The following is an 18360-nucleotide window of genomic DNA, read 5'->3' on the forward strand; positions in this document are numbered from 1 at the left end:
ATAGAAACCCCATCCGGGCAGGATGGGGTTTTTTGAGTTACAGAATGGATGTCCATAAATCATTGAAATAGATAGGATAGCTACCCTGAAAAGGGTGAATAGGAGGAGCACGATGAGCCCATTAGGAAAATTGCTGGTGATTGGATTTGGACCAGGAGATATGGAACATATCACAAAACGGGCGCTGGATGCGCTGGCCGAAAGTGAGGTCATTATCGGCTACAATACCTACGTTGATTTGATCCGTCCGTTGTTGAACGGACAAGAGATTGTACGCACAGGGATGACAGAGGAAGTGAGTCGTGCGCAGGAGGCGGTTCGCCAAGCAGAGATGGGCAAGAAGGTAGCTGTCATTTCCAGTGGAGATGCAGGAGTCTATGGTATGGCAGGGCTGGTGTACGAAGTGCTGATGCAGAAAGGTTGGCGACGCGAGGACGGGGTTGAGGTAGAAGTCGTACCGGGGATCTCAGCTATTCAGTCCTGTGCTTCACTGTTGGGGGCGCCAGTTATGCATGATGCTTGCACGATCAGTCTGAGTGATCATCTGACTCCATGGGAAACGATTGTGAAGCGTGTAGAAGCAGCGGCTTCGGCCGATTTTGTGATTGCATTATACAACCCGCGCAGTGGTCGGCGTACCCGCCAGATTGTGGAGACGCAGTCCATTTTGCTGCGTTACCGCGATCCGCAAACTCCAGTAGGGTTGGTGAAAAGTGCTTATCGTGAACGTCAGCAAGTTATTGTAACGACGCTGGAAGATATGCTGAACCATGACATCGGGATGCTGACGACTGTAATCATAGGCAATTCCTCGACGACGGTGTATGACGGCTTGATCGTGACTCCGCGCGGATATCAGCGCAAATACACGCTGGATGCGACCGAGCAAGCGCTCAAGCCACATCAGCGTCTCCGCACGGAAGCGGAGCCGTGGTCGCTGGGCGCGCAAGAGGATAGACCGCAGGCAGGTGCAGCCCCGACTACGCTCGCTGGTCCCTCCGCGAGCGGCGCTGCGGTTGCGACGCAGGCACGCCCGCAAGCGATAGCTGCCGTGCAGGCAACGACCGCTGTGCAAACCGGCGCAGCCCCGGCATCTCTGGCGGCAGAGGCACTAAGCCGTCTCGCTGTCGGCGGCAAGCTGCCTGACGCAGCCAACGCTCGCTGGAGCGAGCATGCGCCTACCGTCGAGAGCACCGCCGGAACGTCAGCGGTGGCCGGAGCGGGGGCCGCGTCCGGAATGACGACAGGCGGCTTTGGCAAGCCTGCGCTATTTGAGGTGGGTGTTTCCCCGGGTGTGGGAAACAAGAAGTTCACCGCTCGCCAGATGGCGCTGCTCGCCGAGGTAGCGGGTGATGACGGCGAGCTGGAATACACGCCAGATCATCAGATCGTGCTGCGCGTACCGTGTGCAGACCCCGAGGAACTGGTCGGACGGCTGCGGGATGAACGATTCATTGTCATGCCGATTGGCGATGTGTTTAAGGTGAAGGCGTGCGACTTCTGCAATATGGAGAAGGATGACGCTGTGCCTGTGGCTGAGCATCTACAGGTTGTACTTGGCGGATTACAGGCACCCAAGGAAACGAGCATTGCTTTGAACGGATGCGGCATGGCCTGCTATGGAGCGGTGCTGGAGGATATCGGAATCGTCTATCGCAAGGGAGGATACGACCTCTTCCTTGGTGGCAAAAAATTCGGTCGCAATGCTCATGCCGCTCAGCCCGTAGCGGAAGGGATTCCGGGTGATCAAATTACTGACATCGTGGAGAACGTCATCGCTGAATATAAGGAAAAAGGGCATCCGAATGAGCGTTTTCATAAATTTTTTAAACGTGTAGGTGTCGTTGCGGGTTTCCGGCATGAAGATGCACCAGCAACGGTAGAAGTGAATGCGGTTTGTGGTGATTAATGGACTGAAGGCCTGATGAACTGGATACAAGCATATATATAAAATAGGGCGTCATGCAGGCTATCCCTATTAAAGAGGAGGAAAAAACAGCAGTGGATGCAATATTGTTGGTTGGACATGGAAGTCGGGACCCGGAGGGGAACCAGGAACTGCTGGAATTTGCACAGGCAGTGGCAGACCGGGTACCGGATATGTGCGTGGAAACCTGTTTCTTGGAGTTGGCACGTCCCAGCATTGCTGATGGGATGCAAAGATGTGTGGAGAAAGGGGCGACGCGTGTCGTTCTCATTCCGATTATCTTGTTCGCAGCGGTACATGCCAAAATTGATATTCCGATGGCTATTGATCGGGCAAAAGCAAAGTATCCGCAGGTGGAATTTGTATATGGACGCCCGATTGGCGTTCACGAGAAAATCGTCAGCATTCTGCAAAGCCGCTTGAAAGAGGCCCGTCCGGTTGCAGTTCCAGCGGGAATGAATAGCGCTGTAGAGGCATTTGCCGAGGTATCCGACGAAGAAACGGCGGTACTTGTGTTAGGACGCGGAAGTAGCGATCCAGATGCGAACAGTGACTTTTTCAAAATCACCCGTATGCTGTGGGAAAAGCTTTCTTATACGTGGGTAGAGAGCAGCTTTATCGGTGTGACGCAGCCTTCTTTTCCCGATGGATTGGAGCGTTGTGTACGACTGGGGGCCAAAAAGATTATCGTGCTTCCCTATTTTCTGTTCACGGGTGTGCTGATTAAGCGCATCGGAGAAATGACCCAGGAATTTGCCGAGGCTCACCCTACATTACAAGTGGAGATGGGAGGATATTTTGGTTTCCATCCTCAACTGATTGAACTGGTGCTGGAGCGAGCTAAGGAAGGCTTGTTCGGCAAGGTTACGGCCAATTGTGATAATTGCCAGTTCCGTCTGGAGGCGCAGGAGCACCACCATCATCACCACGACCACGACCATGACCACCATCACGATCATGAGGATCATCACCATCATCATGCACATGAGCACGATCATCATGATCACCATACACACAGCCACGATCACACTCATGAGCATGTCCATGCTCACAGCCATGATGACCATGATCACCATCACGAGCATTCACATATGCCATCTGTAGTGAATGGAAGCGGGCAGGTGAAGGGCTCATGATATTCATGCTATGTGGAACGAGCGATGCTCGGGAATTGGCGCTGCAAATCCGTGACAATGGCTTCAACGTATTGACCTCGGTCGTAACCGAAAGCGCGGCAGCCAGCTTGTCCGAAGCAGGGCTGGACGTACGTACAGGCCGAATGACAGCCGATGAAATGAGTGCAATGATTCGGGAGCAGGGAATACAGGCGGTTGTTGATGCCAGTCATCCTTTTGCAGAAGAAGCACATGCGAATGCAATGACAGCCGCTCGCGAATCCGGAGTTCCTTATATTCGCTACGAGCGGGCGGGACTGGTGTATGACAATCATCCATTGCTCCACATCGTGTCTTCCTATGAAGAGGCCGCATTAGAAGCGAAGCAACTCAAAGGCTCTGTCATGCTTACGACAGGCAGTAAGACGCTCGGCACGTTCACCAAGCATTTACTCGGAGACCCGGAGATTCGTCTGGTTGCACGCATGCTACCGCGCCTAGACAATATGGAGAAATGCGGCGAACTGGGCATGGAGCAAAAGAATATTATTGCCATGCAGGGACCCTTTTCCCGCGAGATGAACGAAGCATTGTACAAGCACTATGGCACGACCGTGATGGTCACCAAGGAAAGCGGACGCACGGGAGCAGTGGATGAAAAGGTTCAATCTGCATTGGAGCTGGGGATTCACGTACTTCTGATTTCCAGACCGGAAGTAGAATTTGGAACTGTATTTGATCATTACGACGGAGTAATCAACGCACTGCGTACTGCCGAATAGGAGTCCATGCTCTAAGTTATAAATCTATGACTCTATGAAGCTGGTCAATCCCAGTCAATCCAATAAATCCAGAGCGATCTCTGGCGTGTATTTAAAATATAGTCATCTTAAAATCAGTTTTTGTTTAGAGGTGTTTATAACTCCTTAACATGAATGTCATTTTCCTTAAGACGACTTGAAAAATGAACATAAAAACGGAGTAGCCGGAATGGTGCTGTGCAAGCGGAGCGGTCGCTTTTGTCCCCGGATTTCTACGCTGATCATAGGTTTTATTCAAGAAATCCGGGGGCGGTGGCGATGGGAAGCACCATCCGACTGCGTAGTGGAACAATAGGTAACTTTAACATTCTAAGTTAATTTAATTTTCTGAATTTCCATAAGGGAGTGGTCGATACGATGGATTTTAAAACAGAATTTAAACCGCTAACGGTACAGCCGCAGGAAATTGAGGGCAAAAGCTTCGAGATGATCACAGAAGAATTGGGTGAGCATCCTTTTACAGCAGAGCAATATCCCGTTGTACAACGTGTCATTCATGCATCTGCTGATTTTGAGCTGGGCCGCAGCATGGTGTTTCATCCGAAAGCGATTGAAGCCGGGGTTGCAGCTATTCGCGCAGGACAGCAGGTAGTGGCGGACGTACAAATGATTCAAGCGGGGCTGAGCAAGGATCGTATCCGTCAATTTGGCGGGGATGTGCATGTGTACATATCTGACCCTGACGTCATGGAAGAAGCGAAAAGGCTGAATACGACACGCGCCATTATTTCGATGCGCAAAGCGATTCAAGCGGGCGAAGGTGGCATTTATGCCATTGGTAATGCGCCGACAGCGTTGCTGGAGTTGATCCGTCTAGTAAAAGAAGGAGCGGCTAAGCCCGGACTGGTGATTGGCATGCCCGTCGGTTTCGTATCGGCAGCAGAATCCAAGGACGAGCTGCGCAAGCTGGATATTCCATTCATTACGAATATTGGACGCAAGGGTGGCAGTACAATTGTCGTAGCAGCATTGAATGCAATCTCCTTAATGGCTGTCCGCTAGATGCGGTTGTCCGTTTGCTGTATCATGAAATGAATTGGAACATGATCAGCAGAAGAGGTTAAGGAGGAATTGGCATGGAAAAGGAAGCGGCGTCCGCCAACAGGCCCAAACGGATGAAAAGCGGTGAAGCTCCCGCACCGGACAAGCCAATGCGGTCAGGCTTTACGACTGGAGCTTGTGCGGCTGCAGTGGCCAAAGGAGCGGTACAACTGCTCATCACGGGTATTCCACCGAAGGAAGCAGTGATATCGCTGCCCGCGGGATTCGATTATGCGTTTGAGCTGATCGAGCCTGTGTTGGACGCGGACGAAGCTTCCTGCACGACGATCAAGGACGGTGGCGATGACCCAGATGCCACGCATCAGGCGAAAATTATCGCGTCCGTTAGCTGGCGCGAGGAGCCGGGCATTGAGCTGGACGGTGGCATCGGCGTGGGGCGGGTAACGAAGCCCGGTCTGCCTGTGCCTGTCGGGGAAGCAGCGATTAATCCGGTGCCGCGCCGGATGATTATGGAGGCTGTGACAGGCGTGCTTGAAGAGCACGGATCAGCCAAAGGTGTCCGTGTCGTCATCAGCGTGCCGGACGGTGAAGAAATTGCCAAGAAAACGTTGAACGGGCGACTTGGCATTCTTGGCGGTATTTCCATACTAGGTACGCGTGGAGTGGTCGTTCCGTTTTCCACGTCAGCTTATAAAGCCAGTGTCGTGCAGGCCATATCGGTTGCGCAAGCGATGAACTGCCAGGAAATAGTCCTGACCACAGGTGGTAGCAGTGAAAAATATGCCATGCAAATGTACGATCAGCTGACGGAAGAGGCCTTTATTCAGATGGGGGATTTTGTCGGCTTTGCCATTAAGCACGGGAAACGGCTGGGAATGAAAAAGATTATTCTCGTCGGTATGCCCGGCAAGCTGTCGAAAGTAGCTCAAGGTGTCATGATGGTTCACTCCAAGAGCGCTCCGGTGGACTTTGGCTTTTTGGCTGAGGTCGCGCGTGAAGCAGGTGTGGACGAGTCGCTTGCAGCGGCAGTGGCAGAGGCAAATACAGCTACGCAGGTGGCGGATATGATGACCGAAGCGAATGCGCTGAGCTTTTTTGAAAAGCTGTGTACCTATGGATGTCAGCATTGTCTGGACCATGCAGGTGGTGGAATTGTCGTGGAAATGGTACTGGTAACGATGAAAGGGAACGTGCTGGGGAGGGCGAGAGTCGGTGAGTAGAGTGATTCGTGTCATTGGTATCGGTGAAAATGGAGCGGCAGGTCTGTCGCAGGAGACGCTGGAGCACATTGAGCGTGCCGACCTGCTGGTTGGTGGAGAACGCCAGCTAGCCTTTTTCAAGGCATTCGCAGGGGAAAAACGAACATTAAGGAGCGGCTTATCTGCCGTGGTAGAAGAATTGGGACGGTTGCGCAAGGACAAGGATATTGTCGTGCTTGCGTCAGGCGATCCGCTTTTTTTTGGAATTGCAGGTTATTTGTCTGCCAAGCTGGGGGCGGAACATCTGGATATTTTGCCGCATCTCAGCTCGGTTCAGCTGGCGTTTGCACGTCTCGGTGAAAGCTGGCAGGATGCGGTGCTGGAAAGCGTACACGGCCGTCCGATGACCGGACTGGCGCAGCGGATCGACGGACAGAACAAGGTCGCGCTGCTGACGGACGACCGAAATCATCCCGCCGCAGTCGCTGCCTATCTGCTGCATTATGGCATGACGGAATATGATGCCTTTGTCGGCGAGCATTTGGGCGGACCGGATGAGGCGTATCAGCATTATACGCTGGAAGAGATGGCACAGGGAACGTTCCAACCATTGAATGTGGTTATTCTGCGCCGCCGTAAGGGTGAAGACGTGCCTGCAATTCGTCGGGGATTTGGCTTCGAGGATGCGGAATTTCACCAGCGCAAGCCGGAAAAAGGGCTGATCACGAAGCGTGAAGTACGTGTATTCAGCTTGTCCGAGCTGCGTCTGACCGAGCGAAGCATCGTATGGGATATCGGCGCAGGCTCCGGCTCTGTAGCGGTGGAATGTGCGCGGCTGGCCAAGTATGGGCAAGTATTTGCCATTGAGAAGAACGAAGGCGATCTGGCTAATGTCGAAGCAAACAAAATCAAATTCCGTACCGATTTCCCGGTTATTCATGCCAAAGCGCCTGCCGGACTGGAAGATCTGCCAGACCCGGATGCGGTGTTTATCGGTGGGAGCGGGGGAGAATTGGCCGAACTGATTCGTCTGTGTGCTTCCCGTCTGCGGAAGGATGGACGAATTGTAGTGAATGCTGCAACGATTGAGACGCTGCATGATGGGATGAAGGCGATGCAAGCAGCAGGTCTCGAAACTTCGGTGACATTATTGCAAACAGCGCGCAGCAAGCCGATTTTGAATATGACTCGTTTTGACGGACTCAATCCGATATATGTTATTACAGGGCAGCCGTCGGTGGACGTGGCTGACGAAGTAGCAGGGGAGTAAGCTGGTAATTCAAGAGGGGGAGAGAGACAACATGAATACGGCGGCAACAGGAACACTTTACGGCGTAGGCGTGGGGCCGGGTGATCCCGAGCTGATTACAGTCAAGGCGTATCGCATGATTCAGGAATGTGCAGTTGTGGCTTATCCGAAGAAACGCCGGGGAGGTAAGTCGTATGCTCACGAGATCGTGGAGTTGTACGTCAACCCAGAGGAAAAGGAGATGCTGGGACTCATTTTTCCAATGACCAAGGACCCGGTTGTACTGGAGCGTGAGTGGAACAAAACGGTGGTTGCTTGCTGGGAGGCACTGAGCCAAGGCAAGGATGTAGCCTTTGTCACAGAGGGAGACCCTAATCTGTACAGTACCTTTATTCATTTGGCACGGCTCATGAAGGATCTCCATCCTGAGGTGCCGATTGTATCTATTCCGGGCATTTCGTCTGTGTTGGGAGCGGCGGCAGCGCTGGAGTTGCCTTTGGCAGATGGAGATCAGCAGGTCGGTATTATTCCGGCTACGGATGATCGGGAAGCGATGAAGCGGGCGATTGAGAATCATGATACGGTCGTGTTTATCAAGGTTGCCAAGGTGCTGGATTTGATTTTGGATGTGCTGGATGAACTCCATCTTGGGGACCGTGCATCAGTCATTACCAAGGTCACTTCTCCTTATGAAATGGTATGGCGCAACGCACGTGAGCTGCGTGGACAAGAGCTTGAATATTTGAGTTTAATGGTGGTGAGCAAATGACGTTGGAGCCCAAAGTATATATCGTAGGAGCAGGTCCCGGCGACCCGGAGCTGATTACTGTCAAAGGCTCCCGGATTCTACGCACGGCCGATGTGGTATTGTACACGGATTCACTCGTGAACGACGAGTTAATTGCCACGGCCAAACCAGAGGCGCAGGTACTGCAAAGCTCAGGCATGGATCTGGAGCGGCAGGTCGAGATTATGAGCGAGGCTGTGCAGGCTGGACGCAGTGTAGCTCGCGTACATACAGGCGATCCGGCAGTGTACGGTGCCATTTTGGAGCAAATGGTGTTGCTGAAGCAGGGCGGAGTATCATACGAAATCGTGCCGGGCGTCAGCTCGGTCTTTGCTTCTGCGGCGGTGCTGGGTGCAGAGCTAACTGTGCCTGACCTGACGCAGACGGTCATTCTGACGCGTGCCGAAGGCCGTACACCTGTACCGGATCGGGAAAAGCTGCGTGACTTGGCATCCCATCACTGTACAGTGGCACTGTTCCTCAGCGCAACGCTGGCAAAGAAAGTGGTCGTTGAGTTTTTGGCAGCAGGCTGGAGTGAGGACACGCCTGTAGCGGTTGTGCAGCGCGCGACCTGGCCGGATCAAAAGATCGTACGCACGACGCTTGCTCAATTACCCGCCGATTTGCGTGCAGCAGGCATAACGATGCATGCCATGATTTTGGCAGGCTGGGCGCTCGACCCGGAGCTGGTGGACAAGGACGCGCATCGTTCCAAGCTGTACGACAAGTCATTCACCCATGGCTACCGGAAGGGAGTGAAGCCCGGTGAGTAATCCATTTGCCGCTGTGGCAATCACGAAGCATGGAGTGGAAATGGTGCGCAATTTGGGAGCCAGCTTTCCGGGCACGGATGTGTATTATATGTCCAAGTTTGAGCGTGGCGACGAGCAGGAGCTTGGCATTCAGTTGTTCGAAGGCTCGGTCAAGCTGATTTTGCCGGATTTATTTAAACAATATAACGGTATTATTTTGTTTATATCTCTCGGTGCAGTGGTTCGTATGATTGCACCTATTTTGGTGGATAAAAAGGTAGACCCAGCGGTAGTTGTCATTGATGATCGTGGCGAGCATGTCATTAGCGTATTGTCTGGCCATTTGGGTGGCGCCAATGAATTGACCCGCCATGTAGCGGCTGTGCTGGGCGCACGTGCTGTAATCACGACTGCATCGGACGTGCAGGGCACGATCCCGGTGGACATGTTTGGTCGGGAATTGGGTTGGGTGGTCGATAGCTTCGACAAGGCCACTCCTGTGAGCGCCGCTGTTGTGAACGAGGAGCCTGTTGCGCTCATACAAGAGACGGGCGAACGGAACTGGTGGCGTTATGACAAGCCTGTACCTGGACATATCAAGGTATATGCTTCGACGGCAGAAGCATTACAAGAACCGTTTAACGCCGCGTTGGTCGTGAGCGACCGTTTATTGGAGCCGGAGGAAGAGGAGCAGCTTCTTTCTAATGGCGTGCTGTACCGTCCGAAAAGCTTGGTGCTCGGCATCGGCTGCAACCGTGGGACTGCATTAGAGGAGCTGGAAGCGGGTGTGCTGGACACCTTGCAAGAGCTGCGTTTGTCCGTGAAAAGCGTACGGAATATTGCCACCATTGATTTGAAGAAGGACGAAGAGGGTTTACTTGCCCTTTGCGCCAAATACGGTTGGGAACTGGTGACGTATACTCCGTCAGAGCTGAATACGGTGCAGCTTCCCAATCCATCGGAAACTGTCTTCAAATACACTGGTGCATATGGGGTCAGTGAACCTTCAGCCTTGTTGTCTTCTGGTGCAGACCATTGGCTGCTGGAGAAGAAAAAAAGCGGCAATATGACGTTGTCTGTAGCGCGGGTTTCCTATGACTGACATCATGAAGCAGGCTGTACAGTCTGATCCGTCTGCCGCTACGCGCAGAAGCCGTATTGTTGTTGCTGGCACAGGCAGCGGCGCAGGCAAAACGACTGTTACCCTCGGGCTGATGAAGGCGTTCGCCGACGGCGGCCTGCGAGTGCAGGGTTTTAAATGCGGACCGGATTATATTGATCCGACCTATCATACTGCCGCGACCGGGACTTCTTCCCGTAATCTGGATTCATGGATGACCTCACCAGATACGGTGCGTGAAATCTTTATCCGTGCTTCCGAAGGCGCGGATATTTCCGTGATTGAAGGCGTCATGGGGCTGTATGACGGCAAGGACCCGCTCAGCAACACCGGCTCGACCGCTGAGATCGCTATGCTGACGGACAGCCCTGTATTGCTGGTGGTCGACGTGCGCAGTATGGCACGAAGCGCCGCCGCTATTGTGCTCGGCTTTCAGCGCTTGGAGCCCAAGCTGCGCATTGTGGGCGTAATTGTGAATCGCTGCGGTAGCCAAGGGCACTATGGCATCGTCAAAAAGGCGATTGAGCAGGAATGCGGCATCCCCGTGCTCGGCTGGTTAAAGCGTGATGACGGGCTGGATATTCCCGAGCGTCATCTGGGTTTAGTACCCGCTGTGGAACGCGGCGAGCTGGAGCCGCTATTCCAACGGGCGGCAGAGCTGATCCGCGCGGGTACGGATCTGGATGCACTGCGGGCATTGGCGGATTCGGCTCCGCCGTTGTCTCTGCCCGCACAACCGTTGTTTCCCCCGGATTGGCTTCCATCAGCAGGGCATGAAGCTAATACTGGGGAACGCCCCGTCATCGCCGTCGCCAGAGATGCGGCGTTCAATTTTTACTACCCGGAAAATATGGATTTGCTGCGTCAGGCGGGAGCAGAGATTGTCTATTTCAGTCCGCTGGCGGGAGAGCGCGTACCTGAGCAGGCAAGCGGCCTATACCTGGGCGGCGGTTTCCCCGAAGAGTTTGCCGCAGATATCGCTGCAAACAAGGGCTTTTTGGAAGATATCCGCAACGCGGTAAGCCGGGATATGCCAGTATTCGCCGAATGCGGCGGTTATATGGTACTGGCACGGACACTTACGGATCGTATGGGTAATGCCTATTACATGGCCGGGGTTATTCCGTCGGACGTCCGCATGCAGGAGAAACGGGCCGCACTGGGATACCGGGAAGCAACCGCTTTGCAGGATTGCTTGCTGCTGGAGGCTGGAGAGACCATTCGGGGACATGAATTTCATTATTCTGTCATGAACTATGATGAATCAGTCGCCTCCTACCCCTATGCTTATCAAACCAAGGGGATGCGTGGACTCCAAAGCGAGGGCTATGCGAAAGGGAACCTTTTGGCTGCCTATACGCATATTCATCTAGCTTCTCTTCCCAAGGCGGCAGCACGCTGGGTGGAACAATGTCGGGCTTACGGTCAATAGGTTTGCAAACAAGTCCACTACTTCATATGAACGAAAAAAGCCGAGCCCCCTAAAGGGTCCGGCTTTTCTAAATTTCAATAGATTTAAACCTTACATAGCATGGAAGCGTATACATTACTTTTTTGGTGATTCGCTTACATGAGTTTTTTCAGCTGGGAAATCCTTCCCTGACTCACGCCAAGCATGGAGGCGAGTTGTTTTTGTGAAGATGCTGGATGTTCTTCCATAAGCTCTCTCATTTTCTCCAAAATAACGTCTGTGCGCTGATAAATTTTTTTCATATGCATATTTTGCTTAAGTGGGGGTGAATGGGTTTCAGTCGCTGTGACCGGAACTAAATCTTCCGTTTTCATCGAGGCTGCACATTCATCGCAGATAAACTGATCTTTAAAGTAGGTGTTGGTATCAACCGCACCGCAAAATATACAGTTGGTTGATTTGTACTTACGGAGCATGAGTGTCTGGTCTTCAATAAAAAACTCTAATGGATCGCCGATGTCAATCTCCATCGTCATGCGCAACTCTTTAGGAAGCACAATTCGCCCCAAGCTGTCCAAGGGCCGGGTCATTCCAGTCCTTTTCATTCATGCAACCTCCCCGGTTTTTTAAGATTTATAGAATGTATAAGGTTTGAGGCAATTCTTATCAATTCTATAACCGCAAGCATAAATTCTTACAAAAAGCGGCCCTTCATTGTTAATCAAGCATGGACGCACTTTTTTTCTTACGAGTATACCATAAACAGGCCGAATCGCCATCGTTCAGATTTATAAATTTCGAATAAGTTTTAATAAGTTTATTCCGAGCGAACATATATGCTATAATCGTCTGCTAAAGGATTTAATAGGCCGTCTGTAGAATTATTTATATATGCCGTAGCTCGGACAATGATGGCGGTGTTATGGGAAATGGATAAGGGCCAAACGAAATTTTCTGAGCGTTTTGACCCCACAAACAAGAATAAATGACACGGGCCCCGCCTTTAAAGTCCTTATATACAAGTCAGGCAAGGAGGATTTATCATGGAAAAAAGAAAAGCATTGTTGTTAGGAGATTATTCGTATCCGGAGTTTCACCCGCTGCAAGGGGTGGACGAAGAGATTAGCCATATTTTACAGGATTGGATGTCGGTACAGTGCAGTGAGAATCGTAAAATGCTGCTTAAGGAAAATCTAACCTCATTTGATCTATGTATCTCGTACTGCGATAGCCGCAAGGAGGTTCTGTCACCTCAACAAACAGCAGGATTGCTGTCTTATGTTAGCGGCGGGGGTGGATTGCTTGTGCTGCATAACGGAATCACATTGCAAGGACGGTATGAAATTGCACAGTTAATGGGAGCACGTTTCTTGCGACACCCGGCTGCGGGTCCACTTTCCTTCAAAGTAACGGAGCCGGATCATCCGATTATGGAAGGAATCGAGCCGTTCGAGATGCAAGAGGAGCCGTATCGTTTTGATTTTGATCCTTTCACTGAAAAAACACTACTGATGGAATATGAACACGAAGGCCAGTGGTGGCCGGCGGCATGGTCACTGTCCTATGGCTTGGGTCGGGTCGTCTATTTGATGCCTGGACATAATCAGCCAAGCTTCCAACACGAGGGATACCGCAAGCTGTTGCTTCAGGCTGCCAAGTGGGCTGGACGCTTTCCGGGTTAAACATAGATCATTCCATTCATTGAGGAAGGGGAGCTGCGAACTTTATGCGGCTCCCCTTTTCAGGTTATACTATAGGTAATCACAGGTAGGGGAGGATATATTATGAGCGATTTGTTCAAAAAAGCCATCTCATTGGGGTGGGGCCTCACCGTTGTCAGCAAAGAAAAGGTGGAGAAAGCCGTCGAGGATCTTGTAAACCGGGGAGAACTTGCGCCCTCGGAATCCAAAGCGCTGGTCGATCGTCTGATCGAACGAGGGGCAGAGGAACAGGGACAATTCAAAACAGTGATCCGCGAACAGGTTAGCCGCATTTTGCAGGAGCTGGAAGTACCTACCGAAAATGATGTTACAAGTTTGGAGCAGCGTGTGGCATTGTTGGAAAAACAGGTAGCGGAGCTGGAAAAAGAAAAGGCGGCGCTTACGGGTTCGAGCGACGCTGAAGAAGCGAACCGGCTGGATTAAAATGGCGGTTCGTATGAAGCACGCCGGTCGTTACCGGGAAATTGCCATGGCGCTGGCGCGTCATGGCTTTGGCTATATGGTCGAAGAAATGGGACTTTTCCAGCTGCTGTCATTGCCTCGCAAGTGGCTGACGAGAGAAACTCCCGAGTCCAAAACGCTAGGTGAACGGATTCGACTTGTGCTGGAGGATCTGGGGCCTGCATTCATCAAGCTTGGACAGTTGGCAAGCACACGTGCTGACCTGTTGCCGGAGCCTATTATCCGTGAGCTGGTTAAGCTTCAGGATCAGGTACCGCCGTTTTCATCTGAAACGGCGCGTGGCATTCTGGAGCAAGAGCTGGACACGTCATTAGAGGACATACTGGTTCGTTTTGACGATGTTCCGCTGGCCGCTGCTTCGATCGGGCAAGTGCATCTGGGCAAGCTGCACAGCGGCGAAATGGTCGCCATTAAAATCCAGCGTCCTGGCGTTAATCGCATCATTCGGCGAGATTTGGACATTTTGCGGGAACTGACCGCTATGGCAGCCAAGCGCTGGGAGTGGGTAGAGCGGTATCAGCTTCGCCAGATGGTAGAGGAGCTGGGGAGATCGCTCATTCAGGAGCTGGATTACAACCATGAAGCCCGTAACACAGAGAAGATTGCGCTCCAATTTGAGCAGGACCCACATATTTATATTCCGAAAATATACTGGGATCATACCTCTTCCCGTATACTGACCATGGAGTTTCTAGACGGAACTCACTTGGGTAGTCGTGAAGAGCTATTACGCCGTGGATATAACTTGAAAGAACTGGCGCAGCGGCTGGTGAACAGCATGCTGCATCAAATTTTTATGGAAGGTTTTTTTCATGCCGATCCCCATCCGGGGAATTTACTCGTTTTGAAAAATGGCAGTCTCGCTTATTTGGACTTTGGCATGACGGGAAGGCTGAGCGAAGAGATGAAGAATCATCTCGCTTCCCTCATTATTGCCCTGATGCGCAAAAATACCGATGCCATGGTTCGGTCGATCGAACGTTTGGGTCTGGTCGAACCGGACACCGACCTGAATGCGCTGCGTGCCGATCTGGACAAGATACGCGAAGATTACTCAGACGTTCCTTTCTCACAGATCAGTATTGGTGATGCTTTGAACGACCTATTTGGCGCAGCGCAGCGCCATCGGATTGGTTTGCCGTCGGACGTCCTGTTGCTAGGCAAGGCGTTGCTGACACTGGAGGGGGTCGTGGAGCATCTGGACCCTGATCTCAGTATTATCGCTTTGGCTGAGCCCTTTGGTAACAAGCTGTTGAAGGAACGCTTCAGCGGTCGTCGTATCCGAGGCAAGCTGCTGGGTGGTGCGACTGAGCTGGTGGAGACGCTGATGGAACTGCCAGGACAGGCGAGGCATTTGGCCTCGATTATCAACAAGGGCAAGCTTAAGCTGGAGGTTACTGTGCCGGAGCTGGAAATGCTTCTGCGCAGGCTGGATCAGATCAGCAACCGCCTGTCATTCAGTATCGTGCTATTAGCGTTCAGCATTATTATGGTCGGACTGATTATCGGTTCATCGCTGAATCATCAGGCGACCATGCTGTGGAATGTACCTGCCATTGAAATCGGCTTTGTTGTAGCTCTCTTAATGGTTGCCTTTTTACTGTATTCCATTTTTAAATCGGGAAGATTCTAGATACCGACCAGAAAGGTGGAGTTATGGATACACATAAAATTAATACTGCCCAAATGAATAATCTCCAAATTGCAGAGGTGCCATGGCACCGCCTGACTACTCCTTATGGTAGGGGCACGAAGTTGCCACAATTGATATCCAACGGGGAGTACGCAGCCATTGCTGATCTGATAGAGCATCAAGGCACACTGTGGCAGGTTACGCCATGGGTGTTACTTTTCTTATTGCGTAATATGCATACGAGAAATTCGGATGATATCACGCTGAGTGAGTTGGAACTGTACCATGCGGTTGTTGGAGCATTGGACATGGAAAATGCACAGGAGGATTCACAGAAGTCTGTGGAATCTCTAACCATGCTGCTGGACGAAAAATACCTATGGCCGGCAGATAGCGATCCAGAAGAAGATGAACTGGATTGGGAAGAGGAAGAAGCACGCGGTTATGATCCGGTAGCTTTTTGGAGTTATTATGACTATAGTTATCGATTATTGAAGCAAGCACTGCCTGACTTTGAAAGCTTACTCCAGCACCATGCGGACTCGGAGATTGCTGAAGCTCTATCGGAGCTTGTACAGGAATTGCGAAAATTTTAAACATAAGAAAACGAATCAAATGAGCTATGACAGCAAACTAATCTTTTGCTAAGGAGTGATTTTAGTGGCAAAAAAATTAACTGATATACATCGAATACGTCTCCTAAGTCTCCTTCGTGATATTGGGTTTGAACCATCAAAAGTTACTATAGAAAATAAACAGGGGGAAACTGAGGTTATTGATTTAGAGTCACCGTTACCGAAAGGGTTGCAAGCTGTTTTAAATTCCCGAGGCAGCCTAAGTAAGGAGCAATTACTTGAGATCGAAGAGAGTGTTAAACAATCCAGAGAGGATTGGGATTAGATGGGGTATTTATTTGATACGAATGCAGCTATTGCCCTTCATAGGCTTGACTCATCTTTGGATAGAGTAATACGACAAGCTGAGGAAGATAAAGAAAATATTTTCTTTTCTGTTATAACTCAGTCCGAGTTTATAGCCGGGTTGCCCACTGATACTGACTTAGATTCGATACCTTTTCTTGGCGGGGAATTTATTGCAGTTAATTCAGAGATCGCAGTTAAAGCGGGGCGTATCAGAAGAGAACAAAAAGATAAGTTTGCAAGAAAGCTCAAGACCCCAGATGCATTGATTCTTGCGACAGCTATTATAAACCAATTGGTACTGGTTACGGCGGATCAAGATTTACAGTTCGCGGAGTCTGAGTATGAAGTTAAGGTGATAAACTTTAGCAGGTTAGAATCTTAGTAATTGCGAAAATTTTAATTATAAGAAAACGAATAAGATGAAGATACTGAGCGATATATCAAGGAAATAGATGATTTCTTTCTGTAAACAGCCTTTTAACTCATTCGTCTCTGCGAATTCCTTACGTTATAATGATGGACTGAATGTAACGGACCGGGTTCGTTTGAGAGAGACGAGCTGAATGATAGGAGAGCCTTGGCGATTGGCCGCTGGACGGATGCCCGAAACACACGGGGTGCGAGTCAACACGCTACTCTCTGTAAATATAGGAGGCTGGAACGAGACAGTATGAATCTTAGACAACAATGGTTCGGTAATATCCGGGCCGATATACTTGCGGGCATGACTGTGGCGCTAGCACTAATTCCCGAGGCGATTGCCTTCTCGATCATTGCGGGGGTCAATCCCATGGTCGGACTGTACGCCTCCATCTTGATGGCAATTGTTATCTCTTTTGCAGGTGGACGTCCGGCGATGATCTCGGCAGCGACCGGGGCCGTAGCTGTACTGGTCGTTGGCCTGGTGAAGGACCATGGCGTGGAATATCTGTTTGCAGCTACCATTTTGGCAGGAATCATTCAAGTGCTGCTGGGTGTTTTGAAAATAGGTCGCTTTATCAGCTTTATTTCGCAGCCGGTTATGACCGGATTTGTGAATGCGCTGGCGATCCTCGTCTTTATGGCGCAACTCACCCACTTTCATGGAGCTAATTGGATCATGTACGCGATGGTAGCGGGGACGCTACTCATTGTGTATATTTTACCGAGATTTGTGAAAAGCATTCCTGCTCCATTGACGGCAATCATCATCATGACGATCATTACGTATGTATTTGGATTGAATGTGAAAACGGTAGGAGATATCGGTACGCTAACCAGCTCGCTGCCTTCATTCCATTTGCCGCAAATTGAGTGGTCGTGGCATACTTTGCGGATTTTGCTGCCGTATTCCTTTACGATGGCACTGGTTGGACTGCTGGAATCGCTGCTGACAGCCAGTATTCTGGATGAAATGACCGAAACGAAAAGCAATAAAAACCGGGAAGCCCGCGGACAAGGGATAGCCAACTTTGTAAATGGCTTTTTTGGTGGTATGGGTGGTTGTGCCATGATCGGACAATCCGTCATTAATGTCAGCTCAGGTGGAAGAGGGCGTTTGTCCACTTTTACGGCTGGGGTATTCTTGGCCTTTCTGCTGCTCGTGCTTGGCGGGGTTGTAAAGGAAGTGCCAATGGGTGCATTGGTAGGAGTCATGTTCATGGTGTGTATCGGAACCGTAGACTGGAAATCGCTCCGAAACATTGCTAAGGTACCCAAGGCGGACACGTTTATTATGGTGGTCACGGTGATCATTGTGGTGGCTACGCATGATTTGTCCAAGGGCGTGATCGTAGGCGTACTGCTGAGTGCCCTGCATTTTGGCTGGAAAATGGCTAAAATTCGCATCAGCGCAACGGAGAACAACGACGAAAAGGTGTACCATGTCAGGGGTCCGATGTTTTTTGCTTCAACGACTCATTTTGTCGATCATTTCGAACCCTCGGATGATCCAGAACGTGTCGTGGTGGACTTCAGTCATTCTCATATTTGGGATCACTCCGCTGTTACTGCCATCGGCAAGGTGTTGCAAAAGTATACAAAATCCGGCAAATCCATCACCCTGCGGGGATTAAATGAGGAGAGCCGTTTAATTGTAGAGAAGCTCGGCGGCCCTCTTGTTACCGAGCCGCTCGTGTGATGAATCGTATAGCATAAATCAAAGCTTGAAATGAAATTTATTCATTTCAAGCTTTTTTTATTTATTTCTGAAATATAACAACACTTTTCTTCCTGAATCATAAATAAATATGACAAATT

At 50.7% G+C, this 18360-nt stretch carries 18 protein-coding genes; 17 read left to right on the forward strand and 1 reads right to left on the reverse strand.

Features of this window, described 5'->3' with window-relative positions; genetic code table 11:
• The first annotated feature begins 112 nt into the window (after nucleotides 1-112).
• The 10 genes from cobJ to C1T21_RS04265 all read left to right on the forward strand — a co-directional run bounded on the left by cobJ (nucleotide 113) and on the right by C1T21_RS04265 (nucleotide 11404).
• The gene (gene cobJ, locus C1T21_RS04220) at nucleotides 113-1909 is read left to right on the forward strand and encodes a precorrin-3B C(17)-methyltransferase (RefSeq protein WP_103047341.1); all 1797 of its coding nucleotides are present in this window, start codon (nucleotides 113-115) and stop codon (nucleotides 1907-1909) included.
• A gap of 92 nt (nucleotides 1910-2001) precedes the next feature.
• A complete protein-coding gene (locus tag C1T21_RS04225; RefSeq protein ID WP_103047342.1) occupies nucleotides 2002-3063 on the forward strand; it encodes a sirohydrochlorin chelatase in 1062 nt (353 codons plus the stop codon).
• The gene (gene cobK / locus C1T21_RS04230; RefSeq protein WP_103047343.1) at nucleotides 3060-3824 is read left to right on the forward strand and encodes a precorrin-6A reductase; all 765 of its coding nucleotides are present in this window, start codon (nucleotides 3060-3062) and stop codon (nucleotides 3822-3824) included. Before C1T21_RS04225 ends, cobK begins: the two co-directional genes overlap by 4 nt.
• A gap of 396 nt (nucleotides 3825-4220) precedes the next feature.
• A complete protein-coding gene (locus C1T21_RS04235) occupies nucleotides 4221-4865 on the forward strand; it encodes a precorrin-8X methylmutase (RefSeq protein WP_103047344.1) in 645 nt (214 codons plus the stop codon).
• Nucleotides 4866-4939: 74 nt separating this feature from the next.
• A complete protein-coding gene (locus C1T21_RS04240) occupies nucleotides 4940-6085 on the forward strand; it encodes a cobalt-precorrin-5B (C(1))-methyltransferase (RefSeq protein ID WP_103047345.1) in 1146 nt (381 codons plus the stop codon).
• Nucleotides 6078-7334, forward strand: a complete 1257-nt coding sequence (gene cbiE / locus C1T21_RS04245; protein WP_103047346.1) for a precorrin-6y C5,15-methyltransferase (decarboxylating) subunit CbiE — start codon at nucleotides 6078-6080, stop codon at nucleotides 7332-7334. Before C1T21_RS04240 ends, cbiE begins: the two co-directional genes overlap by 8 nt.
• Nucleotides 7335-7365: 31 nt before the next feature.
• Nucleotides 7366-8082: a precorrin-2 C(20)-methyltransferase gene (gene cobI, locus C1T21_RS04250; protein WP_023990787.1), complete on the forward strand. Its 717-nt coding sequence runs from the start codon at nucleotides 7366-7368 to the stop codon at nucleotides 8080-8082.
• The gene (gene cobM, locus C1T21_RS04255) at nucleotides 8079-8873 is read left to right on the forward strand and encodes a precorrin-4 C(11)-methyltransferase (protein ID WP_103047347.1); all 795 of its coding nucleotides are present in this window, start codon (nucleotides 8079-8081) and stop codon (nucleotides 8871-8873) included. The genes cobI and cobM overlap by 4 nt, the downstream gene beginning before the upstream one ends.
• The gene (locus tag C1T21_RS04260; protein ID WP_103047348.1) at nucleotides 8866-9954 is read left to right on the forward strand and encodes a cobalt-precorrin 5A hydrolase; all 1089 of its coding nucleotides are present in this window, start codon (nucleotides 8866-8868) and stop codon (nucleotides 9952-9954) included. The genes cobM and C1T21_RS04260 overlap by 8 nt, the downstream gene beginning before the upstream one ends.
• Nucleotides 9947-11404 carry a cobyrinic acid a,c-diamide synthase CobB gene (locus C1T21_RS04265; RefSeq protein WP_103047349.1) on the forward strand — a complete coding sequence of 486 codons (1458 nt, stop codon included), beginning with the start codon at nucleotides 9947-9949 and terminating at the stop codon, nucleotides 11402-11404. Before C1T21_RS04260 ends, C1T21_RS04265 begins: the two co-directional genes overlap by 8 nt.
• Nucleotides 11405-11538: 134 nt before the next feature.
• Here the strand turns inward: C1T21_RS04265 and C1T21_RS04270 are convergent, their stop codons facing one another.
• Entirely contained in the window at nucleotides 11539-11988 is a 450-nt protein-coding gene (locus C1T21_RS04270; RefSeq protein ID WP_025721620.1) for an AbrB/MazE/SpoVT family DNA-binding domain-containing protein, read from the reverse strand.
• Nucleotides 11989-12426: 438 nt separating this feature from the next.
• Here C1T21_RS04270 and C1T21_RS04275 point away from each other — a divergent pair, with 438 nt between their 5' ends.
• The 7 genes from C1T21_RS04275 to C1T21_RS04305 all read left to right on the forward strand — a co-directional run bounded on the left by C1T21_RS04275 (nucleotide 12427) and on the right by C1T21_RS04305 (nucleotide 18241).
• On the forward strand, nucleotides 12427-13065 hold the full coding sequence (locus C1T21_RS04275) for a ThuA domain-containing protein (RefSeq protein WP_103047350.1): 639 nt from the start codon (nucleotides 12427-12429) through the stop codon (nucleotides 13063-13065).
• Between the two features lie 102 nt (nucleotides 13066-13167).
• Nucleotides 13168-13527, forward strand: a complete 360-nt coding sequence (locus tag C1T21_RS04280) for a phasin family protein (protein WP_013312404.1) — start codon at nucleotides 13168-13170, stop codon at nucleotides 13525-13527.
• Nucleotide 13528: 1 nt separating this feature from the next.
• Nucleotides 13529-15199: an ABC1 kinase family protein gene (locus tag C1T21_RS04285; RefSeq protein ID WP_103047351.1), complete on the forward strand. Its 1671-nt coding sequence runs from the start codon at nucleotides 13529-13531 to the stop codon at nucleotides 15197-15199.
• 23 nt (nucleotides 15200-15222) lie between these two features.
• A complete protein-coding gene (locus C1T21_RS04290) occupies nucleotides 15223-15795 on the forward strand; it encodes a hypothetical protein (protein ID WP_103047352.1) in 573 nt (190 codons plus the stop codon).
• Between the two features lie 64 nt (nucleotides 15796-15859).
• Entirely contained in the window at nucleotides 15860-16099 is a 240-nt protein-coding gene (locus C1T21_RS04295; RefSeq protein WP_016822811.1) for a hypothetical protein, read from the forward strand.
• Nucleotides 16100-16504 (forward strand): PIN domain-containing protein, encoded by a 405-nt coding sequence (locus tag C1T21_RS04300; RefSeq protein WP_053326302.1) that lies wholly within the window; start codon nucleotides 16100-16102, stop codon nucleotides 16502-16504.
• Nucleotides 16505-16792: 288 nt separating this feature from the next.
• Nucleotides 16793-18241 carry a SulP family inorganic anion transporter gene (locus C1T21_RS04305; RefSeq protein WP_103047353.1) on the forward strand — a complete coding sequence of 483 codons (1449 nt, stop codon included), beginning with the start codon at nucleotides 16793-16795 and terminating at the stop codon, nucleotides 18239-18241.
• Nucleotides 18242-18360 lie beyond the last annotated feature (119 nt).

This window comes from Paenibacillus sp. F4, from assembly GCF_002894905.1.
Taxonomy (GTDB): Bacteria; Bacillota; Bacilli; order Paenibacillales; family Paenibacillaceae; genus Paenibacillus; species Paenibacillus polymyxa_B.

Excerpts from the sequence above, each read along its gene's own strand:
- cobJ (WP_103047341.1), top strand. The coding sequence starts at position 113 with ATGAGCCCATTAGGAAAATTGCTGGTGATTGGATTTGGACCAGGAGAT.
- cobK (WP_103047343.1), top strand. The coding sequence starts at position 3,060 with ATGATATTCATGCTATGTGGAACGAGCGATGCTCGGGAATTGGCGCTG.
- C1T21_RS04235 (WP_103047344.1), top strand. The coding sequence starts at position 4,221 with ATGGATTTTAAAACAGAATTTAAACCGCTAACGGTACAGCCGCAGGAA.
- C1T21_RS04240 (WP_103047345.1), top strand. The coding sequence starts at position 4,940 with ATGGAAAAGGAAGCGGCGTCCGCCAACAGGCCCAAACGGATGAAAAGC.
- cobI (WP_023990787.1), top strand. The coding sequence starts at position 7,366 with ATGAATACGGCGGCAACAGGAACACTTTACGGCGTAGGCGTGGGGCCG.
- cobM (WP_103047347.1), top strand. The coding sequence starts at position 8,079 with ATGACGTTGGAGCCCAAAGTATATATCGTAGGAGCAGGTCCCGGCGAC.
- C1T21_RS04265 (WP_103047349.1), top strand. The coding sequence starts at position 9,947 with ATGACTGACATCATGAAGCAGGCTGTACAGTCTGATCCGTCTGCCGCT.
- C1T21_RS04270 (WP_025721620.1), bottom strand. The coding sequence starts at position 11,988 with ATGAAAAGGACTGGAATGACCCGGCCCTTGGACAGCTTGGGGCGAATT.
- C1T21_RS04275 (WP_103047350.1), top strand. The coding sequence starts at position 12,427 with ATGGAAAAAAGAAAAGCATTGTTGTTAGGAGATTATTCGTATCCGGAG.
- C1T21_RS04280 (WP_013312404.1), top strand. The coding sequence starts at position 13,168 with ATGAGCGATTTGTTCAAAAAAGCCATCTCATTGGGGTGGGGCCTCACC.
- C1T21_RS04285 (WP_103047351.1), top strand. The coding sequence starts at position 13,529 with ATGGCGGTTCGTATGAAGCACGCCGGTCGTTACCGGGAAATTGCCATG.
- C1T21_RS04290 (WP_103047352.1), top strand. The coding sequence starts at position 15,223 with ATGGATACACATAAAATTAATACTGCCCAAATGAATAATCTCCAAATT.
- C1T21_RS04300 (WP_053326302.1), top strand. The coding sequence starts at position 16,100 with ATGGGGTATTTATTTGATACGAATGCAGCTATTGCCCTTCATAGGCTT.
- C1T21_RS04305 (WP_103047353.1), top strand. The coding sequence starts at position 16,793 with ATGAATCTTAGACAACAATGGTTCGGTAATATCCGGGCCGATATACTT.